We start from the raw sequence: 23,402 nt of genomic DNA, 5'->3' as shown, positions 1-23,402 counted from the left end.
GATGGTTCATCAATAACGAAGGCATCGGCTCATTGCCAGCATCGATGAGCGCCGATGACAGGCGGCAGGAGCATAATGACCGCACGCCCCGCAGAACCCAGCCGAAGAGTCTGGAGGCCGCGCCTCCCGGCGCGAAGCCCGGCCTCTGGCGCGCTCTACTCCTCGTTCAGCCGCTCCCGCAGTTCCTTGCCCGCCTTGAAGTAAGGAACCCGCTTGGCCTCCACGGCCACCGCCTCGCCGGTGCGCGGGTTGCGTCCGGTGCGAGCCATGCGTCCGCGCGTGGAGAAGGCGCCGAAGCCCCGCAGCTCGACCCGCTTGCCTTCCGCCAGGGCCTCGACGATTTCGTTGAAGATGGTCGTGACCACCCGCTCAACCACCTTGTGCTGAAGGCCCGGGTTCTTTTCGGCCAGTTTCTGGACCAACTCCGACTTGATCATCGGCTTTCCCTCTTGCTGGTTGTGGCCTGCCCGGCCGCGAAAATCACCACGCTTGCCTAAGCTTACACCAAATCCCGTGGTGCCAAACCAACATAACGTCCGTCAAGCGTCTGGGTCTATGGGCGTATGTTCTGCCGTGGTCTTAAATGGCTCGGCGCACAGGCTTTTCTCGCCTCACGGCCCCGTCTGGCTGCGAATTGGCGCAAAATCGGCACGAAAAAGGCCCCGCAGCATGGCTGCGGAGCCTCTTTTTCGTCTGGTTCCGCCGAAAAGCTCCGGCGGACAGAACAACCGGATTAGCGGTTGTCCTTGGCCTTCGAGAGGGCCGCACCCAGAATGTCGCCGAGCGACGCGCCCGAGTCGGTCGAACCGTACTGGGCAACCGCCTGCTGCTCTTCGGCGATCTGGAGCGCCTTGATCGACAGGTTCGGCTTCTTGGTCTGGCGGTCGGTGCCCACCACGAGGGCGTCCACCTTCTGGCCGACCTGGAAGCGGTCCGGACGCTGCTCGTCGCGGTCGCGCGACAGGTCCGAGCGCTTGATGAAGGCGGTCGGGCCGCCATCGCCGATTTCGACCTCGATGCCGCCGTCCTTCACTTCGAGAACGGTGACGGTCACGATGTCGCCCTTGCGCTTGTCGGCAGCGGCCTGGCCAGCCTGGTCAAGCTGCTTGATGCCGAGGCTGATGCGCTCCTTCTCGATGTCCACATCGAGAACGACGGCCTTGACCATCTCGCCGCGACGGAAGGAGGCCAGAGCCTCTTCGCCCGACTTGCCCCAAGCGATGTCCGACATGTGAACCATGCCGTCCACGTCGCCCTCGAGGCCGATGAACAGACCGAACTCGGTCGTGTTCTTGACTTCGCCCTCGACGACCGAACCCACCGGGTGCTTCTCGGCGAAGGACGCCCACGGGTTGTCCATGCACTGCTTCAGGCCGAGCGAGATGCGGCGCTTGTCCTCGTCGACCTCGAGCACCATCACTTCGACTTCCTGCGAGGTCGAAACGATCTTGCCCGGGTGGACGTTCTTCTTCACCCAGCTCATCTCGGAGACGTGCACCAGACCCTCGACGCCCGGCTCCAGCTCCACGAAGGCGCCGTAGTCGGTGATGTTGGTCACGCGGCCCGAGAACTTGGCGCCGACCGGGTACTTGGCGGCAGCGCCTTCCCACGGATCGGACTCAAGCTGCTTCATGCCCAGCGAGATGCGCTGGGTGTCGCGGTTGATGCGGATGATCTGAACGCGGACGGTGTCGCCGATGTTCAGGATCTCGGACGGGTGGCCGACGCGGCGGTAGGACATGTCGGTGACATGCAGCAGGCCGTCGATGCCGCCCAGGTCGATGAACGCACCGTAATCGGTGATGTTCTTCACGACGCCCTCGATCACCTGACCCTCGGCCAGGGTCTGGATGAGGCCCGAACGCTGCTCGGCGCGGGTTTCCTCCAGAACGGCGCGGCGGGAGACCACGATGTTGCCGCGGCGGCGGTCCATCTTCAGGATCTGGAACGGCTGCGGGATGTTCATCAGCGGGGTGATGTCGCGGATCGGACGGATGTCCACCTGGCTGCCCGGCAGGAACGCCACGGCGCCCGACAGGTCGACGGTGAAGCCGCCCTTCACGCGGCCGAAGATCACGCCTTCGACGCGCACGCCGTCGGAGTACTGAGCTTCCAGCTTATCCCAGGCAGCTTCGCGGCGCGCACGGTCGCGCGACAGCATGGCTTCGCCCGAGGCGTTCTCGATGCGGTCGACGTACACGTCGACTTCGTCACCAACCTGGATCTCGGCCTTCTGGCCCGGAGCGGCGAATTCCTTCAGCGGCACGCGGCCTTCGGACTTCAGGCCGACGTCGATCACGACCATGTCGTTTTCGATGGCGGTGATGGTGCCCTTTACAACGCGGCCTTCAAACGACTGCGCGGTGCCGAGAGTGCTCTCGAGCAGGGCCGCGAAATCGTCGCGGCTCGGAATGGTGTTCGACATAAGAGTTAAGTCCTTTCACAAGTTCTTTCCGGCCAGCCGGTTGGCTCCGGCGGTCTTCCGGTACGCAATCGGACCATCCGCTTGCGCCGGCATTTGGGCCCCTGTTACACCATCCAAATGACGAGACGCGGCCAGGCCCAGAGGGCCTGCCCGGCACATCGCAGGTGCTGGCGCTCCGCCGGTCAGAAGATCGGTCCCATTCTCAGGGGCGATTACGAACGGCGCGGGAACCGAGTTTCAATTCAGCAAGACGCGAGTCTACCAAACTCAGGGCCTGCTGAACCGCAGCGTCTATATCTAAATCGCTGGTGTCGAGCAAGAGCGCGTCCGGCGCGGGTTTGAGCGGCGCCACGGCCCGGTTCATGTCCCGCGCATCGCGCGCCTCGATATCCGCCAGCACCGTCTCGTAGGATACTTCAACGCCATAGCGGGTCAGCTCCGCGTGGCGTCGCCGGGCACGCACGTCCGCCCGGGCGATGACGAACAGCTTCACGCTTGCCTCCGGGCACACCACCGTGCCGATGTCCCGCCCATCCAGCACCGCGCCGCCGTTCTCGTTGGCAAAATCCCGCTGGAACTGCAGCAGCGCCGCCCGTACGGCCGGCTGCGCCGCCACCTTGGAAGCCGCCCCGCCCGTCACCTCCGAGCGCAGCTCGGGGTGCTCCAGCAGGCTGAGATCGATCGTCCTGGCCGCCGCCAGCGCCGCCGCCTCGTCGGCCGGGTCCCCACCCGACAGGAGGACAGCCAGACCCACCATCCTGTAGAGCGCGCCCGTATCCAGATGCCGTAGGCCATAATGCTGGGCCAGCCTGCGGGCCAACGTGCCCTTGCCGGACGCGGAGGGGCCATCGACGGCGATAATCATTGCTTATCCTCAAACCTTGACTGGCGACTGTCTTCTTTGATTGCAGGAGGGCCTTAGCCCTCCTGGCCCTCCGCCACCTCCAGGCTCGCCCCCAGTCCGGTCATCAGTGGCACAAAGGTGGGGAAGCTGGTGTTGATGGGGGAGGCATCGTCAACCGTCACCGGCGATTTGGCCCGCTGGCCGAGAACGGCGAAGCTCATGGCGATACGGTGGTCGAGCTTAGTCGCCACCATCGCGCCGCCGGGGACGGGCTCGCCGCCCGTGCCCTCAACAATCATGCCTTCGGGCTCTTCCGTGACATGCACGCCGCAGGCTGCAAGGCCTGCCGCCATCATGGCGATGCGGTCCGATTCCTTCACCCGCAGCTCGCCAATCCCGCGCATCACCGTCGTGCCTTCGGCAAAAGCCGCGGCCACAGCGAGGATGGGGTATTCGTCGATCATGGAAGGGGCGATCTCGGGCGGCACCTCGATGCCCTTCAGCACGCCGCCGCGCACCCGGATGTCCGCCACCGGCTCGCCGCCCACCTCGCGCTCGTTCTCGAAGGTGAGGTCGGCGCCCATCTCCTTCAGCACAGTGAACAGCCCGGCGCGGGTGGGGTTCAGGCCCACATTCTCCACCAGCACGTCCGAGCCCGGCAGAATTGCCGCGGCAACGACCGGGAAGGCAGCGGAGGAGGGGTCCCCCGGCACCACGATGTTGGTGGGGCGAAGTTCCGCCTCGCCGCGCACGTGGATGGCCCGGCCTTGCGGGGGTCTCCTCCACCCAGAGGTCCGCGCCGAAGCCGCGCAGCATCCGCTCGCTGTGGTCGCGGGTCGGCTCCTTCTCGATGACGGTGGTGATGCCCGGCGTATTGAGCCCGGCGAGCAATATGGCCGACTTCACCTGCGCCGAGGCGACGGGCAGGGTATAGGTGATGGGAACGGCCGGCGTGCGCCCGGTCATGGTGAGCGGCAGCCGCCCGCCGCTGCGGGAGACGAACGCCGCGCCCATCTGGCTCAGCGGATCGATCACCCGCTGCATGGGGCGGCGGCGCAGCGAGGCGTCACCGGTGAAGACGGCGGTGATCGGGTGGCTCGCCACCAGCCCCATGATGAGGCGGGTGGAGGTGCCGGAGTTGCCCATGTCGAGCACGTCTTCCGGCTCCAGGAGGCCGCCAACGCCCACGCCGTGGATGGTCCAGGCGCCCTTGCCCGTCTGCTCCACGCACGCGCCGAAGGCCCGCATGGCAGCAGCGGTGGCCAGCACATCCTCCCCTTCCAGCAGGCCTTCGACCCGTGTCTCGCCCACGGCGAGGCATCCCAGCATCAAGGAGCGGTGGGAGATGGACTTGTCGCCGGGGACACGGACACGGCCCTTCAGGGCGGATGCGGAACGGGCAGTCAGTGGCAGCATGGATATGGCTCGGTCTTTCTTGTGCATTCGGCGTAAGGGCCGCCCCGCTGGGGAATTTCCTTTTGACAGCGCCCGAGGGCTGTGGCAAGCACGCCGCCACTTCGTGGCCAGTATGCGCTGGCCGCGCCATTTTTTGTTTCCTGTCGCCACCACATGGGGCGACCGTTCGGGGAGAACCAAGCGTGGTTAAGCCGGAGTGGGGTTCGAAGCGGACGTGCCCGCGCTGCAGCACGCGCTTCTACGATCTTGGCAACGAGGATCCTGTGACCTGCATCAACTGCGGGTTCGCCTGGGTTCCCGAACCGATCCTGAAGTCCAAGCAGCCCTTGCCGTTCGAAGAAGCGGCCAAGACCAAAGCGCGCACCGAGGGCGAAGACGTCGAGCTGGTGGATGATGAGGATCTGCTGGAAGCGGACGATCTGGACGGTAGCGGCGATGCCGCCGACACCGATCTGGACGACGACACCGACCTGGCCGAAGTCGTCGACCCGGACATGGAAGAAGAATAAAAAATTTCTTCAAAAAGTGCTTGCGGGGTGGTGCGGCATCCGGTAGAGAGCCGCCCACCACATAGCGAGGCGCCCCCAAGCGCCCTGCCGCTGGAAAGAAAAACGGGGCCGTAGCTCAGTTGGGAGAGCGCTACAATGGCATTGTAGAGGTCAGGGGTTCGACTCCCCTCGGCTCCACCAGGTTTCGCAAAACCCCGGCTCGGCAATCGCCCAGCCGGGGTTTTGTCATTCTGGGGCGCTTGACTTTCCGGATTAGGCAGAATTGGGCAGTTTACGAGACCTGCATTTCAAACCACGGCGCTGTGGCTGACAGAGCGAGCAACGGCCCAAGGCAGAAGGGCGTCGACGTGCTTTGACGGGTGGCCCTTGGCGAACGCCGTCAGGGTGTTGGTCAGGTAGGCTCGCGGATCGAGGCTGTTGAGCTTTGCGGCCTCGGCCAGCCTGGCTTGCGTGACCACCTCGCAGGCGCGGCAGGAATAGCCGGGATGCCAGGTCATCAGCACCCGGCACTGGGCCGGAACCACATCGAGGCGTTCCGTTCCGATACATCCTCGCCGATCCTGTGCAGGAACGCCCCCTGGCGCAGATCAGGCTCTGGGGCTCGCTGACCTCTTCGATGCGCGGCAAGTACGCCGGCAGAGCACCGCGGTTGACCCTGCGCGCTTGAGATCGCCGTCCAGGTCTTGCCCTGGGTTCGTTCTCGGCGTTAATGATGCTAAGATCTGTCTCGATGTCCTCCAGCGCCAGCCGCAGCTAGTTAGCGTCGATCCGCTCGGAACGTCGACCGTAAAGCGCGCGCCGCAGCTCCTGTAAGAGATGCTTCAGCCGCTCGCATCCCTCACGCTTAGTATGGAGATGCTGCTCCGCAGCTTGCCGCGCGGCGCGTTCGGCCACGAGCTGCGCCTTGAGCGTGGCGACGCCATCAGGAAGGGGAGTCTCAATCTCCATGCGCCAATCGTACAGTGGGGCAGCCTGGCTGGGAGCCGGCCCGAGGGATGCATGAGTCAATCCGCCGCACGGGGCCGCGGAACTCGTGACCGGTGAACCCAGCGTCAATCCAGCCTTTCCAGCAAGGCTTCCAGCTGGCCGCGCGTCAGCCGCATGACCCCGTCCTGGATCGATGGCCCCAGGCGAACGTGCTGGCCTCCAGCCGCAAGCGAAAGTCGACGGGCCGAGTTGCGATAGATACCTGCAAGCGCCCGTCGGGCACAATTGATGCGCACCCCAGTGCTGCAATGAGTTCGGCGATGCGGCAAGCCGGGCTCTCGGCAGCAGACAGAAGTCACCTGCCGTCGCGGAGCTGGCGCCGCTAGGCAAACAGGCGCGAGGGACGCAGCCCATGTCGGTGCGCCACCGCAGACACTAATGTCCCGGGTGCAAGCGACCCCACCACGATCCGCGCCTTCACCCCTGCCGACCACCAACGACGGCCCGTGGGGCTGGCGACCACGTCCAGCCGCCTGACACCAGCCAGATCAGTACAGTCCTTATGAATATCCATATGTACAGGCTCTTGCTGCTCCATCCATAAAAGCAGCATTCTCGCCTATCTGTTCAGCCTAGGCCATGTGGGGGAAAAAAAGCGCTTATTAAGCGTAATGATGTACTTCCCAGATTTCAGCCGACCTGAAGTAGAGCTTTTTGCTGTTGATGCCCTGACCGGGCTATGACGGCTGACGTTGCGCCTCCAGGCTCGAGTGCGGCCTGACTTGGCTGTCGTCATGTTGCCAATCGGCAAGGATCCGGCGGGCATGGCTCAGAGATGCAAACAACGTCTCATTGAGGCACTCATCACGAAGACGACCATTGAAGCTCTCGACAAAAGCGTTCTGGGTGAATGTGCCGGGGGGGGCGATGCAATGCTAATCGATCATGCGATCCTGGGCCCATTTGAGGAGGGCGGCGCTGGTGAGCTCGGTGCCGTTGTCGCTGACACACAGCCGCGGCTTGCCTTGCCTGGCGATGATCGCACCCAAGTCCCTGCAGACCCTGGCGTCGGACAGGGGCGTATCGGCGATCGGGGCAAGGCATTCGCGCATGAAGTTGTCGAGGACCGTCACTGAGGGCATCGCTGCCAAAATCCAATGACCAGCACTGATTAGGCCTCTCAGCAACCACCATGGGCGCCCGTGTTCCCAAGGTGCGTTTGCGGCCACTGCGGCGGCGCTCTGCCGCCAGAGTACGCAGACGAGCGCGGACCTCGCTATCTTCCGGCTTGGTGGCACGGTAACGGACCATTGAGCGGCCCGCTCCCAGCACCTGACACGCCCGCCTCTCGCTCACCTTCGTGCTCAGCACGAAAATGGGCGACGGCCGATCTCATCGCGGCGGGCGTCACCACTTGTTTGATGCAATGTCTTTCAACATGGCATTATCGAGCATGGCTTCAGCCAGAAGCTTCTTCAGGCGTGTATTTTCCTCCTCAAGGGCCTCCGGCCGCTTGGCCTCGGATACCTCCAGGCCGCCGTACTTAGCTTGCCACTTGCAAAAGGTCGCTTCACTGATCTCGTGCCGACGATAGACATCCCCTGTCTTGGCCCCAGCTTCCTGCTCCTTCAAAATCCCAATGATCTACCCTTCGATAAAACGGCTGCGCTTCATGAATATCCCCCGCTGCTTGGAAGACTCTACCTCAAACCGGAGGAAATTATGGGGAGTACGCCAATAAAATTATACATCTCCAGAATCGTGCTATCCATTACCCGGCTCCCCAAAGGAAGCGGCAGCATCTCGTCCCGCCAATCCGCAAAGGCGGCCTACAACCGACGGTTACTTTCCGGCCGCAATTTTTACGGAAACGGGAGTGGGCAGGCCGTCAGACCGGGCAAAGGATGGCTGGTCTTTCAGATTCGCTGTGTAAGGATGAGTGCTTCATTGAACGTGCGTGACTGGACGAGCCTTTTATGCTCCCTGCACAGCACCCTGAGGCGTACAATCAGGCACATTTAGCCATCGGGCACGCGAGGCCACCCAGAGCAGAACATGTGACCGATCGGGGTGGCGCCTTCGCCTCAGCGGCAAACCCAAGCGGCTTTTACGCAACTGCACAATGCGCTATGAGCCCTCCTCCGAGTGATAATCGCAGTAAAGTAGAGGATTTGACGACGCTCAAGCCTGCCTACGCACAGGGTTGGATTTTCGCTTATAGTCGCCCGAGAAGTAGCAAGAGAGCGAATTTCGCCAAGTTGGTCTGGCGCCCGATCCGGGATGGCTGGCGCAACAAGCGATAGAACCACTCTAGGCCCAGTCGCTGCATAATCACAGGCGCGCGTTGAACCCGGCCGATGAATACATCAAACGTCCCCCCCCCACGCCCATGCAGAAGCAATCAGGGCGGCGTTGACGGACCTTGTGAATAAAGACCTCTTGCTTCGGTGAGCCCATGGCAACAAAAAGTATTTTAGCATCTGATTGGCAAATGTCGTCAAGAACAGCATCTTCATTCTCGAAATAGCCGTGCTGTGTGCCAGCAATGACCAAGCCAGGCATTTCCGCAATAGCGCGCCGACTCACCTGGCCAACTACACCGGGCGCCCCGCCAAGCAAATACACGGGCGTACCAGTTTGCGCTGCACATCGCATCAATCGTTCCCATAGGTCGACCCCTGCAACACGAGTGGTGTGTACGCCCTTGGCCCGCATTGCGAGCGTCACACCGATACCATCCGGGTAACGCAGAGTTGCATCAGAGACGGCCTTACGCAGCGCCGAGTCACCCTGGTATCGAATTACCTTTTCCGGGTTAATCGCAATGGCAAACCCAGGAGTGACTTGTCCATCAGCGGAAATAACGAATTCAACAGCTTCGTCCAGCGATCGAAAGCCTTGAATAGCAATTCCGCCAACTGATACTTCGGCACCAACGCGTATATTCATTATTTGGCCTACATCTTCTTCGTTAAGCAGAGCTGCGTGCCATACCCGGTCGCCCGAAATCAGCGATAATGTCGCAATTAGGTGCTTGCTTCGGCGGCACAGACACCCTGCCAATCACTGGCGCCATGGCCCCAGAAGTCCTGAACTTTTAGCAAATGTCTTATCTGAAATTTTCTGAAGCAGATATTGAATTCAGGCCACCGCTTGCCTAAGTTACGCTTAGTGGGGACGCAATCGAGCGCTGTTCGCCGCTTGTGGACCAGTTTGTAAATGCCAAGGCAGTAAACATCGCCCAGGCTGGTCCGGCGAGACTCCCAAGAATGACGTGCCCTGCAATAATGGATATGCCAAGCAGTACCCATGTTGTCACAAGTAGCGCAGGCGCCACAACATTGCGCGGATCTCGCTTGGCACGCAACGGCAAATAGATAAATATGGCCACGAATATAGTCAAGTAGAACAGACCAGGGACACCAAACCAGAGGTAAAAGTCAACAGGATCCATCTCTACGCTGGACTTGATGGCCAATTGCTGCATCTGATGCAGACCCGGGCCAAAGAACATATCAGCCAGGCTCTGAAACTCCCAGACTAGCTGAGCCGAATCAGCCAGAAAGCTGTCCCGCCCCGAAAAAGAGAATACCTGTCCAGCCGCGACGACTGTAGGCATACTGCAGCCGATCGGCCAACCCAGCAGCCTCAAGGATGAACCACACTCGCGCCATGGTAATGGCAAGCGCAACAAGAAGAATAAACAGGCTGATTGCCACGCCTGCCGGCATCTTTCCCCATTGCCCGCGTTGATTGGCAGCTGGAACCATTAGTGCCAGCATTACGGCAGAAAGCATGGCCGCTTTGGTGGCAATAAGAACTCCAATCAACGCCACCACGCCCGCCACAAGAACATAGATTTTTCTACGCCGGCACCACGTCCACATGAGAACGAAACCAGAAAGGGCGGTAAAGACAGCCCCAAGTTCATTTCCGGCATAGAAGAAGCCGATAATGCCAATCCCGTGCTCGCCAGTACCATAGGTGGAATTCCCAAGCCCAGCCAAGCCTAGCATCATGTTCAAAATCACAGCAAGAACCGCGGACCAAAGGGCTCTGAGCGGCCATATCTCTATTAGCCGATGACGAGCCGTCTGTTGATCCATGCACCATAATAGGATTACTAGCGGCATCAATGCCTTTAGCGCGGTCGCACTTTCGAATCCAAATCCTGAGGCGTTCGGAGTCGCCAGAAGACGATAGAATGGACCAACCAGAAGCATGACGGCAGAGGCCCCGGAAAGTAAGATTGTCGTAAGGGACCGCTTCACCGATACAAGCAGTATCAGGAAAAGAATCCCTCCCTTCCACACTTGCGATAATGGAGCTTGGCCACCCATTATCCCAATTAGGACGCCACTGATCGTATCCACGTACAGATACATGCTGATCATGAGCCAAATGCTGAGATCGAGCAGCGCGCTATTGTCAGTTGGACCAGCGGCCTGATGGCGCTCACGACTCATTAAAAATTCCCTATCTCAACCTTGCCCCAGGCCATACCCCAGTCAGACGCCAACGGTCAGACGCTGATACACGCCTTCCAGACGATCTGTCATTTCCTTCACGGAGAAGCGATGTAATGCGTGATCTCTTAGCGCCTGCCGATCTACGGCAAACTCACCTGAGAACATCTTGGCCGCCGCAGCAGCAATAGCCTGGGAATCACCGACCGGGACCAGAATACCGCCGCCGGCCGGCAGGATTTCCTCGGGGCCGCCACAGCGCGTTGCTATGACAGGCGTGCCACTGGCCAGTGCCTCGGCGCACACCAAGCTGAATGTTTCACTCTGACTGGCAACAACCAATGCAGTATGCTGCCTCATCAGAGCGGCAAGCTGATCCCGGCTTTGGCGCCCCAGCCAACGCACCCTATCCGAAATTCCCAACTGATCTGCAAGTCTATGCAGGTATTGACGTTGCGATCCGTCTCCCGCAACTGTTAACGATATATCGTCGGGTAGACCAGCCATCGCATGGAGAATGATATCAACCCCTTTAACTGGCTCCAGGCCGCCGGCAAACAGCAGAGCACGTGCGCGTGGCTGGTTAGGATCCCCTATGGAGAACTGAACAGGATCGATACCATTGTAGATCACCTCCCAGCTCCCACCGTCCGGAAAGTAATGCTCGAGCGTGGCCTGATGGACTTTAGAAACGGCAATTCGCGCATTGCTCGATTGAAACGCGCGTTCAATCTGTCGAAAGCCGTGATCGGTTTTCCAGAATCCCCGCTGAAGGTTGGAATGTTCTGTCAGGACAAGCGGAATGTTTAACCCAGCGCAACCCATTGATGCGACTACTCCGGCAGGCCGAGTAGCATGCGCATGGACCAATGCTGGCCGCAGGTGTTGAATCAACTCTCTAAGGCGCATCGCAAAAAGCTGCGGCCAGTAAAATCCAATCAGTCGATGCAGCGGCCACGGTGCTCCGAGCCTGTGCTCAACTAGGCCGTTGTCGTCTGCCTGCTGCCACGAAAGTGGGATACGGAGGCGATCCCGGTCGAATTGAACCACATGCACTTCATGGCCGCGTGCCGCCAGCGCCATTGTCTGTTCGCGAATGAAGCTTCCGCGAATCGGATTACGCGGTCCCGCATACCAAGATGCTACAACGAGAATTCGCATGATACTTGTTACCCGCGACCTTGGGCGGGCGACTGTGATCCGATAGTATCCACAAGAATCGATGCGACTTTTTCGACTTGCTCTTTCCTGGTAAATCCTACGCCGACGGACGCCGGAAGGTCGGGAATCCGGCCGTGCGTCAACTTCCGTTCATAGAGCTCGACGAGCACTTGCGACAGCCTGCCAGGATCGCCAGAAACAAAGCCTGCATCTCGTTCAATGATTAGGTCGGTAGCAACTGATCGCACGGTACCCACCCCAATGATCGGCCTGCGCGCGCCAAGATATTCAAACAGCTTGCCCGAGTATACCCCCGGCTCGGCCGGATCATTCCACACGAGAAAAACCGCTGCATCGGCGGAGCGCTGGGCAGCAAGAGCCTCTTTATAGGAAATAGTTCCATGGTACTGTACGCTACTTCCCATGCCAAATGCGGCAACGTTGTTGAGAACATCGCCAATGGCCCGCCCGTAGAGATGCAGAACCACCTTTTCTCTATCACGATTAACTTGCTGAATAGCCGCCAGAAGCGGCCTAATATCTTGCTTATTTCTGTATACAGACCCTGTATAGACAAGGTTTAACCGATCGGATGGGAAGATTGACGGATTGATCTCGGGAAAGTCAGATTCCTCGAAACCGTTTGTCACAACGTGCACCGGCAAGGCGTACTTGATCTTCAGTTTGTCAGCGAGTGGATCCGAGACAGTTATCAAAGCCGATGCGCCCGTGAGGATTCTCCGTTCCAAACGATTTTCTAGAGTACGCCGCCACTGCGGAAACTGATAGTTTGCGTTGTCTGCCCACAGATCACGAAGCTCGCAGACCCATGGGATGCCACTCTCGCGAGACAACTGTGCCGCTGCCATCAAAGGCGTAAATGGCGGACCGGAGGCGAAAATTATATCTGGGCAGAAATTTTTGATTTCTTCACGCCCTTCCTTCACGAGCGGCTTTCGCCAAGTGCGGACTTGATCAGGATACCATAAAATAGTTTTATAAAAGAAATAGATTTTCCTGAGCAATTTGCGGGTAAAATTGTCAGTTCGTCGTGCTTCCGGTATTACAAGGCCGCTACTGACTGAATTTGCGGCTTGGCGGGCAAATTGATCCAGGTTCAAACAACGCAAACGTCTTACTGTGTCTGGGTTGACTTCCAGCGGGAGGTTTGGCGGGTACGGCTGATCGGCGGCGGCAAGCACCCGGACGGAATGCCCCATTTCACTTAGATACTTGGCAGTTTTAACGCACCGGACAGCTCCGATGTGATTATAGGGCGCAAAATGATAGGTCAAAAACAGAATTTTCATTTAGTGTCTCGAAGAAGTGCGCTCATGTTTGTCATTACAAAGTGAAGTGCCAAGCAGCATGGACATCCTGGTGCAGAATTAAGTATAATTGGCAAGTCTTACTCGCCATTTGCTCGCTTAATGAGAATAACGCAATGCAGCCTGTCCGCTTTGATTGAACAGCAGCCTCACAGAACAAACTTTCAGGACGTTGCTGCGAGTGTGTTTTCCGCAGAGTGCTTTGCAATCCGACGGGGCCGCAGGGCGCCGGCAACAAGCACAATAAGCATGCCGACCATGGTACCTAGTGTCGCCGCAGCAACAGCAATGAGCTTCCGGTTCGGGCCATACTTAGACAGAGGAAGATTTGCAGGATCGAGCGTTTCCAGTGCATACTCGTCCCGGGCCTGCGCCAACAAGCGGTCCCGCAGTTGTTGAATATATAACTGCTCAAGCGAAGCCTGCATGCGTGCGATCTCGTTCGCCTGAATGCGCTGCTCGAGATATTTAAGCGCCTTGTCCATCTGCCTTAACTGACGATTTCGAAGTTCCGTATTCAATTCGTCCACCAGAGATTGCGCCCATTGCTGGGCGTACATAGGTGAAAGAAACGTCACGTTCAGGTCAACCAGACCCGTTGCGGGATCCCGCTCAACCTCAAGAATAGATCTCAGCCTATCGTAAATTTCTTCATCAGTCGGCTCTACGCTGAGGGGCGGCTCGACTTGCCGCACCCACTGCCTTGATTTCACATCGTAGATTGCGGGGTCTAGTTCCAGAACCTGCTTTTCCGGGTTCCATTCCTTGCCAGCCATCAGTGGAATGGCAACATCGTTTCTTCTGGCAAAATCAAGCAAAAATTTTCGCGACCTCAGCACTGCGATCGCCGCATCAGTGGAATCGACACCCTGCCCGCCTATATCTATGCCCGCCAAGGGCGCAAGGGACGCCAAGCTTGACATCCCTCCCAAGCCACCACTCTCGGCGCCAGAGGGCTTCAACACGACCTCGGAGCGGTATTCGTTCGGGATTGTGAGCGAAATGCCAATAGCGGCTAGAGTCAAAACGGTCGCCACAGCTACCACGATCCATTTGCCTCGCCAGAGTAGGGCAATTAGATCAGCCAAGTCCACCTGATGGGCCTCGACAAGTTCCTGCGTTTTCATTTCCGATACCTAATCTTAGGGCGAAGGGTAGCGAAACCTTGGGCCGCCGCCATTTCTGGCCCCCTTCGAATAAGGGGGCCAACCGATAAGACGTTACGGCGAAGGGAATGCCTGGCCTGTCGCCCAAAAAAACTGCTTCATGCAGACGACCAGGCCAGGGGCGCCAAGTTCAGGCAACTGCCGCGCAGAGGCAAGCAATGACTCGGTCCTGATCTTCTTCAGAGAGATCCGGGCCCATTGGCAGGCTCATCACCCGGGCAGCCAACGCATCGGCTACAGGAGTACCGTCAGGAGCGGCCCATTGCTTGTAAGCAGGCTGCTGATCGAGCGGAACCGGATAGTGAACGGCGGTAGGGATACCGCTCGATTGGAAATGCGCCTGCACCGCGTCCCGGTCGGCGACGAGAACCGTATACTGGGCATATACCGATGTGCGGTCCTCTTTTGCGCCAAAAACCGCAACCGGCGCATTGAGAGACTGAAGATCCATGTCGGCAGTGATGGTCGCACTGCCCGAGATACGGCGCAGAATTTCATCGGTGTACCGTTGGCCAATTCGCATCCGTTGCTCAACTTCCCAAGCGAAACGGGGCCACTTAGCCAGTAGTATTGCACACTGAATCGTATCCATGCGGCCACCGACACCGATGCGGGTGTGAACATACCGCTGGGCTTGACCATGCACCCGGATCTCCTTCGCGGCCTGGGCGATGGCATCATCGCTTGTGAACAGGGCTCCGCCATCACCATAGCATCCGAGCGGCTTGCTCGGGAAAAAGCTGGTGCAGCCGATCGTAGAGAGGCCGCAGCTTTTACGCCCCTTGTACACCGCACCGAAGCTCTGGGCTGCATCCTCGATAACCGAAATTCCGTGTCGAGAAGCGATCTGCTCGATCTCCTCCATATCGGCCACCTGGCCGTAGAGGCTTACCGGAATGATGGCTCTCGTTCGGGGGGTGATCTTCGCCTCGACAGCGCGAGGATCAATGTTGGCAGTTTCGGGCAGCACGTCGACGAACACCGGTGTCGCACCGGCGAGAGCGATAACCTCGGCTGTCGCAACAAAAGTGAATGTTGAGGTAATGACTTCGTCGCCCGGACCGATTCCAAGCGCCATAAGAGCTATCAGTAGCGCTTCGGTTCCACTAGCAACCGAAATGCAGTGCTTGACGCCAACATATTCGGCAAGGATTTGCTCAAGCTCAATGACCTCCGGGCCCAAGATGTATTGGCCATGGTCCAGCACCGCAGCAATTCGACGGTCAATCTCACTCCGAATTGCTGCTTGCTGAGCCTTTAAGTCGATGAACTGCACGATTGCATCCCTCTCTATGGTTCATTTCGCTGGCCTGATCCCCGCCCTGACGAAGACCCGCAGCCTACACTCCGCATTTTAAAGTATAGTAAGAGCCCGCTGTGTGCCGTCGGACAGTGATCATGCAAAGCAGCAGAGTTTCGGCGCAACAAACCAGGCAGGATTGTGCCCGTCAGCCCCGCAACCAATGCTTTACATGCCAATCCGATCTGGGATTGTCCGGTAGCACGGAAAAATACTGAGCTGGGACCTAGTGCAGTCGCCAACACTGAAGTTGTCTGAGACAATGATCCGCGAGGCAATCTGCTGAACTCCCACGCCCAGGTTCGGCAGTTCTTGCCTGCGGAATACCGACCAGACATATACCGAATGACTGCCAACAGCCTTTGAGCCAAGCGGCACCTAGTTATCGGCTGACATGGCAGAATGCAATCTGATTGTTTCAGGCTCCCGATTGAGAGGAAGCTCGAAATTGAACACGAGCTTCCCAATAGCTTCCAACCTGACCAATGCCGATAGAATAAAGATGGCGGGGGGGGGAAGAGACATAGCGCCAATGTAATGGGATAGATTGCTGGCAGAGATCCTGAATATATCGAAACGAAGTCATACCATAGATCAACATTTAGCCAGACCAGTCCACGCAAACCGCGACACAGACCCGACTGCATGTGGCGTACTCCCCATAATTTCCTCCGGTTTGAGGTAGAGTCTTCCAAGCAGCGGGGGATATTCATGAAGCGCAGCCGTTTTATCGAAGGGTAGATCATTGGGATTTTGAAGGAGCAGGAAGCTGGGGCCAAGACAGGGGATGTCTATCGTCGGCACGAGATCAGTGAAGCGACCTTTTGCAAGTGGCAAGCTAAGTACGGCGGCCTGGAGGTATCCGAGGCCAAGCGGCCGGAGGCCCTTGAGGAGGAAAATACACGCCTGAAGAAGCTTCTGGCTGAAGCCATGCTCGATAATGCCATGTTGAAAGACATTGCATCAAACAAGTGGTGACGCCCGCCGCGATGAGATCGGCCGTCGCCCATTTTCGTGCTGAGCACGAAGGTGAGCGAGAGGCGGGCGTGTCAGGTGCTGGGAGCGGGCCGCTCAATGGTCCGTTACCGTGCCACCAAGCCGGAAGATAGCGAGGTCCGCGCTCGTCTGCGTACTCTGGCGGCAGAGCGCCGCCGCAGTGGCCGCAAACGCACCTTGGGAACACGGGCGCCCATGGTGGTTGCTGAGAGGCCTAATCAGTGCTGGTCATTGGATTTTGGCAGCGATGCCCTCAGTGACGGTCCTCGACAACTTCATGCGCGAATGCCTTGCCCCGATCGCCGATACGCCCCTGTCCGACGCCAGGGTCTGCAGGGACTTGGGTGCGATCATCGCCAGGCAAGGCAAGCCGCGGCTGTGTGTCAGCGACAACGGCACCGAGCTCACCAGCGCCGCCCTCCTCAAATGGGCCCAGGATCGCATGATCGATTAGCATTGCATCGCCCCCCCCGGCACATTCACCCAGAACGCTTTTGTCGAGAGCTTCAATGGTCGTCTTCGTGATGAGTGCCTCAATGAGACGTTGTTTGCATCTCTGAGCCATGCCCGCCGGATCCTTGCCGATTGGCAACATGACGACAGCCAAGTCAGGCCGCACTCGAGCCTGGAGGCGCAACGTCAGCCGTCATAGCCCGGTCAGGGCATCAACAGCAAAAAGCTCTACTTCAGGTCGGCTGAAATCTGGGAAGTACATCATATGAGATGCAACTAGACGTGACCTGAGCCGGTGGCCAGTGTATGCGGAACCAAACGTGCAAGACAGTACCGCCTGATTGGAGCGGGCAAGGTCAGAAGCCAAGGCGTGAAGTCACTTTGCCGAATATGATCTGGAGGTCTTCCCGCGAAATCAACCCCGCGACGACCGTGCATGCCGCGAAGACCACAACCAGCCCTGCCTTGGCCACCAGCAATACCCAGCCTGGAGCCATATGAGCTTGAATACAGGCCCCAAACAGACCTGCAACAAGAACCAACAGAGCTGCCGTCACCAACCGCCCGATCCTGAGCGGCAACGGATAGAGGCGCTGACTGACCGCGATCCACAGGCTGATGAACAGCGTGGAAGACAGCAGGGTAGCCAGGGCAGCTCCGAAGGCCTCCCAGAAGCTCACTAAAACCCAATTTACGGCTAGGCCGAACAGAGCCGTTGCCGCAAAGATGCCGAGTTGCAGAACAGTCCGCTTGGAAATGGCAATACCTGGGAAGAAAATATACATCTGGCTTAGAAGCGTCGCCAACGAGAGCATAAGGACAAGGTTCGCAGCCTCGCGATACTCAGACGGAACTAGTATCGATAGGATCTCGGGTGCGAAGAGGCCCAGCGCCAAGCAGCATGTGAAAGCTCCGGCGACGAACCCGTGTACAATTCGCGCCAGGCGCGCCGGGGTTTCTGGCTCCTTGTAGTAAGTATAGATCAGGGGCGTAAGAGCGGCCTGCAAGCCGACGATAAGCAGCCCCACAGATCCCGCAATGCGTGCACCAATGCCAAACATACCCACACTGTCCAAGCTTGCCAGCGTGTTTAGCATGATGCGGTTGGCATAAAGAGTGAAGAAAGTTGCAAGGGCGGAGGGCACCAGCGGTAGCGAGAATGCAAGCATTGATCGCAACCGACCTCCATCAAAAAGGAAACCATACCGTCCTGGCAATCTGGAGAAGCTGAGAACACTGCCTAGCATTGCCGCGATCAGTTGCGAAAAGATTATGCCTTCAAGGCCAAATCCTAGAAGCTTGCCTAGCAAAACACCGAAGACCAGGGTCGATAAGGCGTATACGACACTAACCTTCGCGTATTCCTTGCTGAGCAGCTCAAAGCGAAGCTGGCTCTGCAGAATATAAAATACCCCGTTCAATGAGATGACGCATAGACTGAGCCGAAAGGCGCTCAGGTAACGCAGGTTGCCCAGTAACTGTCGACAAAGCCAATCCGATGCTACCAGAGCTGCCGCGAGCGCAGCGACATAGGCTGCGACAGCAAACCATAAGGCCGTGCTTGCCATAACGCGACGGCGCTCTGAGGTTTCTTCGTGAAGGAAGCGTGAGAGAGCCTGGTTGATCTCCAGGGTGATTACTAGATTGGCCAGCGTGCCGATGACCATAAACATATCTAGTGCACCGTAGTCCGCCGGTGCCAAAATTCTTGCGTAGATTGGCAGGCTAATAAGGGAAAGACCCCGCGAGAATATGGCCGACACCCCATAAACCAGAGTGTCTTTGAAGAGTCTCTGGATCATTGACTGGCAGCGGACTGTATGCCCGCGTAGGCGAGCATGAACTTTTGAAGCTCTGGATTGTGTGCAAGGCACAGCGCCTCAGCACCGCAGTCGGATACCAACTGCCGCACGACGGCGCGGCTGACATCCTCCGGCAGGCCACATCCCTGAGCGTACTGGACAGCATTTGGTGAGACCCACCACTCATCAGGAGTACTACCCTCAAGCATGCGGATGTATTTGGCCGCTACAACGCGTGGCGCCCATTCGCTGCGAACAAAGTCCCGTGCGCGTCGCCCTAGTTCAGCCCGCGCTTCGACGTTCGTGATTAAATGCTCAACTGCCTCTTCCAGTTGGTCAGGATGAACGAAGAGACTGGGCGGGGCTGGCCAGTTGGGAAACTTCGCGAGCTCAGGCGCGGCGTAGCCCGCAACGATAGTTGGCTTTCCGTAGTAGGCAGCCTCGGTTGCAATGGTCGAAAGTGGAAGATCTGAGTAAATCTGATCCAGCACAAAGTCACATCTTCTAATCTCAGCGATCATTTCTGCATTTGAGGCTCCGTGGACACAGATAAACTCGATTGTATAACCGCGCGAGCGCAGCTTCTCGATGACAGCCTGAATTACCGCAGTGCCCTTGATCCGCGGTACGGAAGGGCCGTGCAGTATCCTAATCGGCCTTGCCGCATTATCGGCCGTGCTCGTATCGCCAGCCACAGGCTCATCTGCCGGCAACTGGCGTGGCAGGCCGATGAGTAGGGAATTTATATACGGCTTCTTATGGAAATGCGCCGCAAACGGCAGATTGACGCAAACGCCAAGCTGCTCCTGTTGCTGTAGGCGACGGCTCATTCTGCTGGCGCGCTTATGCAAACTCTCCGACGAAACGCCTCCAGGCTTATAAGCGAATGGGCCGCTGATGTAAGGTGGCCGCGCGTCGGACCCAAGGTAAACGAAAATAAGGCGTTTACGTAAAATACGATGCAGCCATAATTCAAGGCGCGTATTCGTTACAGTCCCGCCGAAGAGAAAAATGAAGGCATCATACCGCCTGATCGCCCAAAGAAGGACAATAATGCTCCACGCTTTCCAAAGAACCCAGAGCGGAAACGACTTGTAGCCACGCGCATTTTGCTTTGATGAGACGATATATCTATCGCCTAGTGCAGTCCAGAACTTGGCCACCCAGGGCGAACTGTCAGTACCACCATAGGAGAACGTATGACTATGGGAGAGGGCCAGGTCTGCCTCCCGACCTAGCTCTCGCAAACCAGAGCGCAAACCAGTGCCAACCCCAGCGATTTCGGTTGGCCCAATCAGTATGCGCATTCCGTCACCTATCACTTCGAAAAGTACCGCCAGGCGCTCTGCGCTTCACCAAAAGGTTCCGCTTGGTAACGGAACTTGCATAAGGCGGAAGCGGCTACCAGGCCGATTTTTTTGATGTCTTTATGGCGCAATGCCGGAGCCACGGCTTAAGCGTGCCCCTTAGAGATGGCCATGATGATATCTTCTGCAATGGCGAGGCTACTAATGCCTGAATCAAGCACTGGAACAGGGGCGTTGCCCTTACCGCGAACGGCCTGAATGAATGTCTGAAGTTCGGACAGGAGCGCTTCCTGCTGTCCCACCACGACACTTTCCTGCTGCGATGCGATCGAGTAGGCGCTGAAGTCGCTCTGTTGGGTCACCGACTGGCGATGAATCTGGATTTCCTTACGCAGAAGATCACAATCAACGAAGCGGTCGTCGCAGGTAGCCTGAATCAGTCGAATCTTCTTTTCAGTAATCCGGCTCGCCTGGAGACGCGAAAAGCGACCATTTTGGTGGATCAGCTGGGCGGACGCGAACTCGATGAGACCGTTCTGGACAACACCCTGCGCAGCCGTCGTCTTTACTGGCCCATTAAGGTAGAGGGCTAAGTCGATGTCATGAATCATCAGGTCCATGACGACATCAACATCGGTGATCCGAGAACTGAGGCGGTTCGTCCGGGTAAAGTCGATACTGATGACGCGCTCGGCGTCGCGCAATACCCGCTCTAAACCCACAACGGCTGGATTAAAGCGCTCGATGAAGCCGACTTGAACGAAGGTGCCATGCCCCTGCACCGCCTTTTCGATTGCATGTGCGGCATCAAGAGAATGGGCAAGCGGTTTTTCAACGAAAAGCGCTCGTACACGCGGCGCAAAGCGCAACACATACTCCGCGTGGGTTGCTGTAGGCGTGCATACGATCAGGGCATCCACGTTGCCGACGGCAGCGTCCAGATTGGAAGCAGTCTCTACCCCATACTGAGCTGCAACGTTCGCCGCGTGGTCGGCGTTCGCGTCATAAACGAAGGCGATGTCCACACCCCGTAGCAAGGACAGCACACGAAGGTGATTGCGGCCCATTTGACCGAGCCCCAGAAGGCCCACGCGGATATTCCGATCATGCATTGCCCAGATCCTGAACCTTATTACCTTCGCGGTCGATAAGCGCCTTCGATCGGGCAGGATTACCCATAACGAGCGTGTACGGCGGCACGTCCTTGGTCACGACGCTGCCGGCGGCCACCATCGCGTATTCGCCGATCGTTACGCCACAGACAATCGTCGCATTGGCACCGATGCTGGCACCGTCCATGATACGGGTGGGCGTAATTTTCCACTCGCTGTTGAAGGCTCGCGGTACGCGATCATTCGTAAAGGCGACATTGGGGCCAACGAAAACATCGTTACCGATACTAACCCCCTGATAGACGGAGACGCTGTTTTGCACTTTGCAGCGATCGCCGACAGTTACGTTGCAGTCGATATAGACATCCTTGGAGAGGATGCAGTCGGCTCCGATGTCGGCGTTTTCACGCACCTGAACGTTAATCCAGACGCGTGTTCCTGCGCCAATACGTGCGCGCGGATCGACATGAGCTGAGGGGTGCACGAAGATATCTGACATTTGAAGCTCCTAGACCTCGGCGGACACTGCGCCGTCGACCAGTTTGTAGCGAGTACCGCTGGCCGGGCAGACAGCCTCGCCCTTGCCGGTGAGCGGGAGCTTCAGGCGCTCACCGTGCATGCTCATCCAGCCGATCTGTCGGGCGGGAACGCCAGCCATAAGTGCAAAGGACGGTGTATCCCGGTTGACGACCGCGCCGGCAGCAATAAACGCATATTCGCCAATCGTCACACCGCACACGATCGTCGCATTGGCGCCAATCGTCGCACCGCGACGCACCAGCGTACGCCGGTACTCATGCTTGCGGCTAACACTTGAGCGAGGGTTGTAGACGTTAGTGAAAACCATGGACGGGCCGCAGAACACGTCGTCTTCCAACGTGACCGCATCGTAGATGCTGACGTTGTTCTGAACCTTTACGTTATTCCCGATCGTCACGTCGTTGCCGACGTAAACGTTCTGCCCGAACGAGCACCGCTCTCCAATCCGGGCGCCGGCGCAGATATGCACCCAGTGCCACACGCGTGTGCCATCGCCGATCTGTGCACCTTTGTCGACGATGGCGCTTTCATGGACCGTGATCGCCATATCAATACTCCAGCGGTAAGCTGACCCGCTGACCATCCCGTGCGGACAGATATGCGGCAATCAGGATTTCAAGCGACTTGAGGCCCTCGCGGCCATCCGTCTCTGGCTCGATTTCACCGCGCAGAACACGGATGGCATTGTCGTAGTATAGGGGGTGGCCGAAACCGTAAACGCTGGTCGTCTGATAGTTGGCTTGCTTGACGGTCTCGTCTTCAGGACGCTGATCGCTGAATTCCCAATGTTTGATCTCGTTGACGGCAACACCGCCGACCGACACTGTTCCCTTCTCGCCGAGAATCGTGATCGAACCTTCGAGATTTCGTGGATAGGTGAGCATGGACACGTTGACGGTGCCGATCGCACCGGAACGCCATTTGACGACCATCGCGCCTGTATCTTCAACTTCGATGTTGCGTGCCAGGGTGCCCGTTATCGCTTGGACGCTCTCCACCGGGCCGATCAGCCAATCGAGCAAATCAATGTAGTGGCTGGCCTGATTCATAAAGGCCCCGCCATCAAATTCCCAGGTTCCGCGCCAAGCTGCGCTATCATAATAGCTCTGCGGCCGAGTCCAGAAGACATTGATCGCCACGGAGTAAATCCGGCCGAACCGTCCCTGCTCAATGGCGTTCTTCAGAAGCTGCAAAGTTGGATTACGGCGGTTCTGCTTCACGACAAGGAGTCTCACGCCGGCCTTGTCGCAGGCTTCGACCATGGCGAGACCGTCTTTCCAGCGGGTCGCCATCGGTTTTTCCGTCATCACATGAAAGCCGGCCTGCGAGGCAGCAATCGCCTGTCGCGAATGAAGGCCGCTGGGCGTCGTGAGCACGACAATGTCCGGCCTAGGCGACGCGTTAGCCAGCATGCCATCGAGACTGGAGAAACCGGCGGCACCCGTGCGCGCAACTGCAGCTTCGAGAGCCTTTGGATTCGTATCGCACACCGCGATCAGTTCGGCGCGTTCCGCGTGCTGTTCGATAGCGCCAAAATGATTGGCAGAGATGCGCCCGCAGCCAACCAGAGCAAAGCGGATTTTACGATCTATAATCTTATCGTGCATAAGGCCTCTCGCTACCACTCAGACGCAGAATGCAACCGGCATA

The 23,402-nt window shown here is 58.2% G+C and carries 21 protein-coding genes, 1 tRNA gene and 3 pseudogenes; 3 read left to right on the top strand and 22 right to left on the bottom strand.

All coding sequences use genetic code 11. The features are described from left to right. Positions 1 to 155: 155 nt before the first annotated feature. From L0C21_RS02585 to aroA, 4 genes and pseudogenes are all read right to left on the bottom strand, one after another. A complete protein-coding gene (locus L0C21_RS02585; protein WP_259276876.1) occupies positions 156 to 437 on the bottom strand; it encodes an integration host factor subunit beta in 282 nt (93 codons plus the stop codon). A 296-nt stretch (positions 438 to 733) separates the two neighbouring features. Further along, positions 734 to 2,425, bottom strand: coding sequence for a 30S ribosomal protein S1 (rpsA, locus tag L0C21_RS02580; RefSeq protein ID WP_259276875.1), 1,692 nt, complete (start codon positions 2,423 to 2,425; stop codon positions 734 to 736). Positions 2,426 to 2,627: 202 nt separating this feature from the next. Further along, complete coding sequence (gene cmk / locus L0C21_RS02575; protein WP_259276874.1) at positions 2,628 to 3,290, bottom strand: (d)CMP kinase; 663 nt, start codon at positions 3,288 to 3,290, stop codon at positions 2,628 to 2,630. Between the two features lie 53 nt (positions 3,291 to 3,343). Beyond that, a pseudogene (gene aroA, locus L0C21_RS02570) lies at positions 3,344 to 4,685 on the bottom strand (3-phosphoshikimate 1-carboxyvinyltransferase). Positions 4,686 to 4,867: 182 nt separating this feature from the next. Here aroA and L0C21_RS02565 point away from each other — a divergent pair. Both L0C21_RS02565 and L0C21_RS02560 read left to right on the top strand, forming a co-directional pair. After that, entirely contained in the window at positions 4,868 to 5,194 is a 327-nt protein-coding gene (locus tag L0C21_RS02565) for a TIGR02300 family protein (protein WP_259276873.1), read from the top strand. Positions 5,195 to 5,298: 104 nt separating this feature from the next. Further along, a tRNA-Ala gene (locus L0C21_RS02560) sits at positions 5,299 to 5,374 on the top strand. A 107-nt stretch (positions 5,375 to 5,481) separates the two neighbouring features. Here L0C21_RS02560 and L0C21_RS02555 read toward each other — a convergent pair. The 12 genes and pseudogenes from L0C21_RS02555 to L0C21_RS02515 all read right to left on the bottom strand — a co-directional run bounded on the left by L0C21_RS02555 (position 5,482) and on the right by L0C21_RS02515 (position 15,518). Further along, positions 5,482 to 5,718 carry a transposase domain-containing protein gene (locus L0C21_RS02555; RefSeq protein WP_259276872.1) on the bottom strand — a complete coding sequence of 79 codons (237 nt, stop codon included), beginning with the start codon at positions 5,716 to 5,718 and terminating at the stop codon, positions 5,482 to 5,484. Between the two features lie 229 nt (positions 5,719 to 5,947). Beyond that, on the bottom strand, positions 5,948 to 6,142 hold the full coding sequence (locus tag L0C21_RS02550) for a hypothetical protein (RefSeq protein ID WP_259276871.1): 195 nt from the start codon (positions 6,140 to 6,142) through the stop codon (positions 5,948 to 5,950). Between the two features lie 361 nt (positions 6,143 to 6,503). Further along, complete coding sequence (locus tag L0C21_RS16810) at positions 6,504 to 6,695, bottom strand: transposase (RefSeq protein ID WP_374940242.1); 192 nt, start codon at positions 6,693 to 6,695, stop codon at positions 6,504 to 6,506. A 187-nt stretch (positions 6,696 to 6,882) separates the two neighbouring features. Then, positions 6,883 to 7,765, bottom strand: a pseudogene (locus tag L0C21_RS02545) (integrase core domain-containing protein); the annotation flags it as partial. A gap of 571 nt (positions 7,766 to 8,336) precedes the next feature. Then, on the bottom strand, positions 8,337 to 8,450 hold the full coding sequence (locus L0C21_RS16805) for a WecB/TagA/CpsF family glycosyltransferase (protein ID WP_374940216.1): 114 nt from the start codon (positions 8,448 to 8,450) through the stop codon (positions 8,337 to 8,339). A gap of 2 nt (positions 8,451 to 8,452) precedes the next feature. Then, positions 8,453 to 9,070, bottom strand: a complete 618-nt coding sequence (locus L0C21_RS02540; protein WP_259276870.1) for a WecB/TagA/CpsF family glycosyltransferase — start codon at positions 9,068 to 9,070, stop codon at positions 8,453 to 8,455. A 208-nt stretch (positions 9,071 to 9,278) separates the two neighbouring features. After that, complete coding sequence (locus tag L0C21_RS17070) at positions 9,279 to 9,740, bottom strand: O-antigen ligase family protein (RefSeq protein WP_510380956.1); 462 nt, start codon at positions 9,738 to 9,740, stop codon at positions 9,279 to 9,281. Continuing rightward, on the bottom strand, positions 9,676 to 10,587 hold the full coding sequence (locus L0C21_RS02535; RefSeq protein WP_259276869.1) for an O-antigen ligase family protein: 912 nt from the start codon (positions 10,585 to 10,587) through the stop codon (positions 9,676 to 9,678). The genes L0C21_RS17070 and L0C21_RS02535 overlap by 65 nt, the downstream gene beginning before the upstream one ends. Before the next feature lie 42 nt (positions 10,588 to 10,629). After that, positions 10,630 to 11,748: a glycosyltransferase gene (locus L0C21_RS02530; protein ID WP_259276868.1), complete on the bottom strand. Its 1,119-nt coding sequence runs from the start codon at positions 11,746 to 11,748 to the stop codon at positions 10,630 to 10,632. 8 nt (positions 11,749 to 11,756) lie between these two features. Then, positions 11,757 to 13,058: a glycosyltransferase gene (locus L0C21_RS02525; RefSeq protein WP_259276867.1), complete on the bottom strand. Its 1,302-nt coding sequence runs from the start codon at positions 13,056 to 13,058 to the stop codon at positions 11,757 to 11,759. A gap of 182 nt (positions 13,059 to 13,240) precedes the next feature. Further along, entirely contained in the window at positions 13,241 to 14,203 is a 963-nt protein-coding gene (locus L0C21_RS02520) for a Wzz/FepE/Etk N-terminal domain-containing protein (RefSeq protein WP_259276866.1), read from the bottom strand. Positions 14,204 to 14,372: 169 nt separating this feature from the next. Beyond that, complete coding sequence (locus tag L0C21_RS02515) at positions 14,373 to 15,518, bottom strand: DegT/DnrJ/EryC1/StrS family aminotransferase (protein WP_259276865.1); 1,146 nt, start codon at positions 15,516 to 15,518, stop codon at positions 14,373 to 14,375. 765 nt (positions 15,519 to 16,283) lie between these two features. Here L0C21_RS02515 and L0C21_RS02510 point away from each other — a divergent pair. Continuing rightward, positions 16,284 to 17,166 (top strand): annotated as a pseudogene (locus tag L0C21_RS02510) (integrase core domain-containing protein); the annotation flags it as partial. 181 nt (positions 17,167 to 17,347) lie between these two features. On the opposite strand, the gene L0C21_RS02505 reads toward L0C21_RS02510, so the two are convergent. From L0C21_RS02505 to L0C21_RS02480, 6 genes are all read right to left on the bottom strand, one after another. Continuing rightward, positions 17,348 to 18,793, bottom strand: coding sequence for a lipopolysaccharide biosynthesis protein (locus L0C21_RS02505; protein WP_259276864.1), 1,446 nt, complete (start codon positions 18,791 to 18,793; stop codon positions 17,348 to 17,350). Further along, entirely contained in the window at positions 18,790 to 20,100 is a 1,311-nt protein-coding gene (locus L0C21_RS02500) for a glycosyltransferase (RefSeq protein WP_259276863.1), read from the bottom strand. The genes L0C21_RS02505 and L0C21_RS02500 overlap by 4 nt, the downstream gene beginning before the upstream one ends. Before the next feature lie 146 nt (positions 20,101 to 20,246). After that, the gene (locus L0C21_RS02495) at positions 20,247 to 21,212 is read right to left on the bottom strand and encodes a Gfo/Idh/MocA family protein (RefSeq protein WP_259276862.1); all 966 of its coding nucleotides are present in this window, start codon (positions 21,210 to 21,212) and stop codon (positions 20,247 to 20,249) included. Beyond that, positions 21,205 to 21,711, bottom strand: a complete 507-nt coding sequence (locus L0C21_RS16800; RefSeq protein WP_259276861.1) for an acyltransferase — start codon at positions 21,709 to 21,711, stop codon at positions 21,205 to 21,207. Before L0C21_RS16800 ends, L0C21_RS02495 begins: the two co-directional genes overlap by 8 nt. 9 nt (positions 21,712 to 21,720) lie before the next feature. Then, entirely contained in the window at positions 21,721 to 22,299 is a 579-nt protein-coding gene (locus L0C21_RS02485) for an N-acetyltransferase (protein ID WP_259276860.1), read from the bottom strand. A gap of 1 nt (position 22,300) precedes the next feature. Further along, entirely contained in the window at positions 22,301 to 23,359 is a 1,059-nt protein-coding gene (locus L0C21_RS02480; protein WP_259276859.1) for a Gfo/Idh/MocA family protein, read from the bottom strand. Positions 23,360 to 23,402 lie beyond the last annotated feature (43 nt).

Source organism: Pedomonas mirosovicensis, from assembly GCF_022569295.1.
GTDB classification, from domain to species: domain Bacteria; phylum Pseudomonadota; class Alphaproteobacteria; order Sphingomonadales; family Sphingomonadaceae; genus Pedomonas; species Pedomonas mirosovicensis.
The sequence above is the reverse complement of the archived record's forward strand: the minus strand, read 5'-3'. Positions and strand labels throughout refer to the sequence as shown.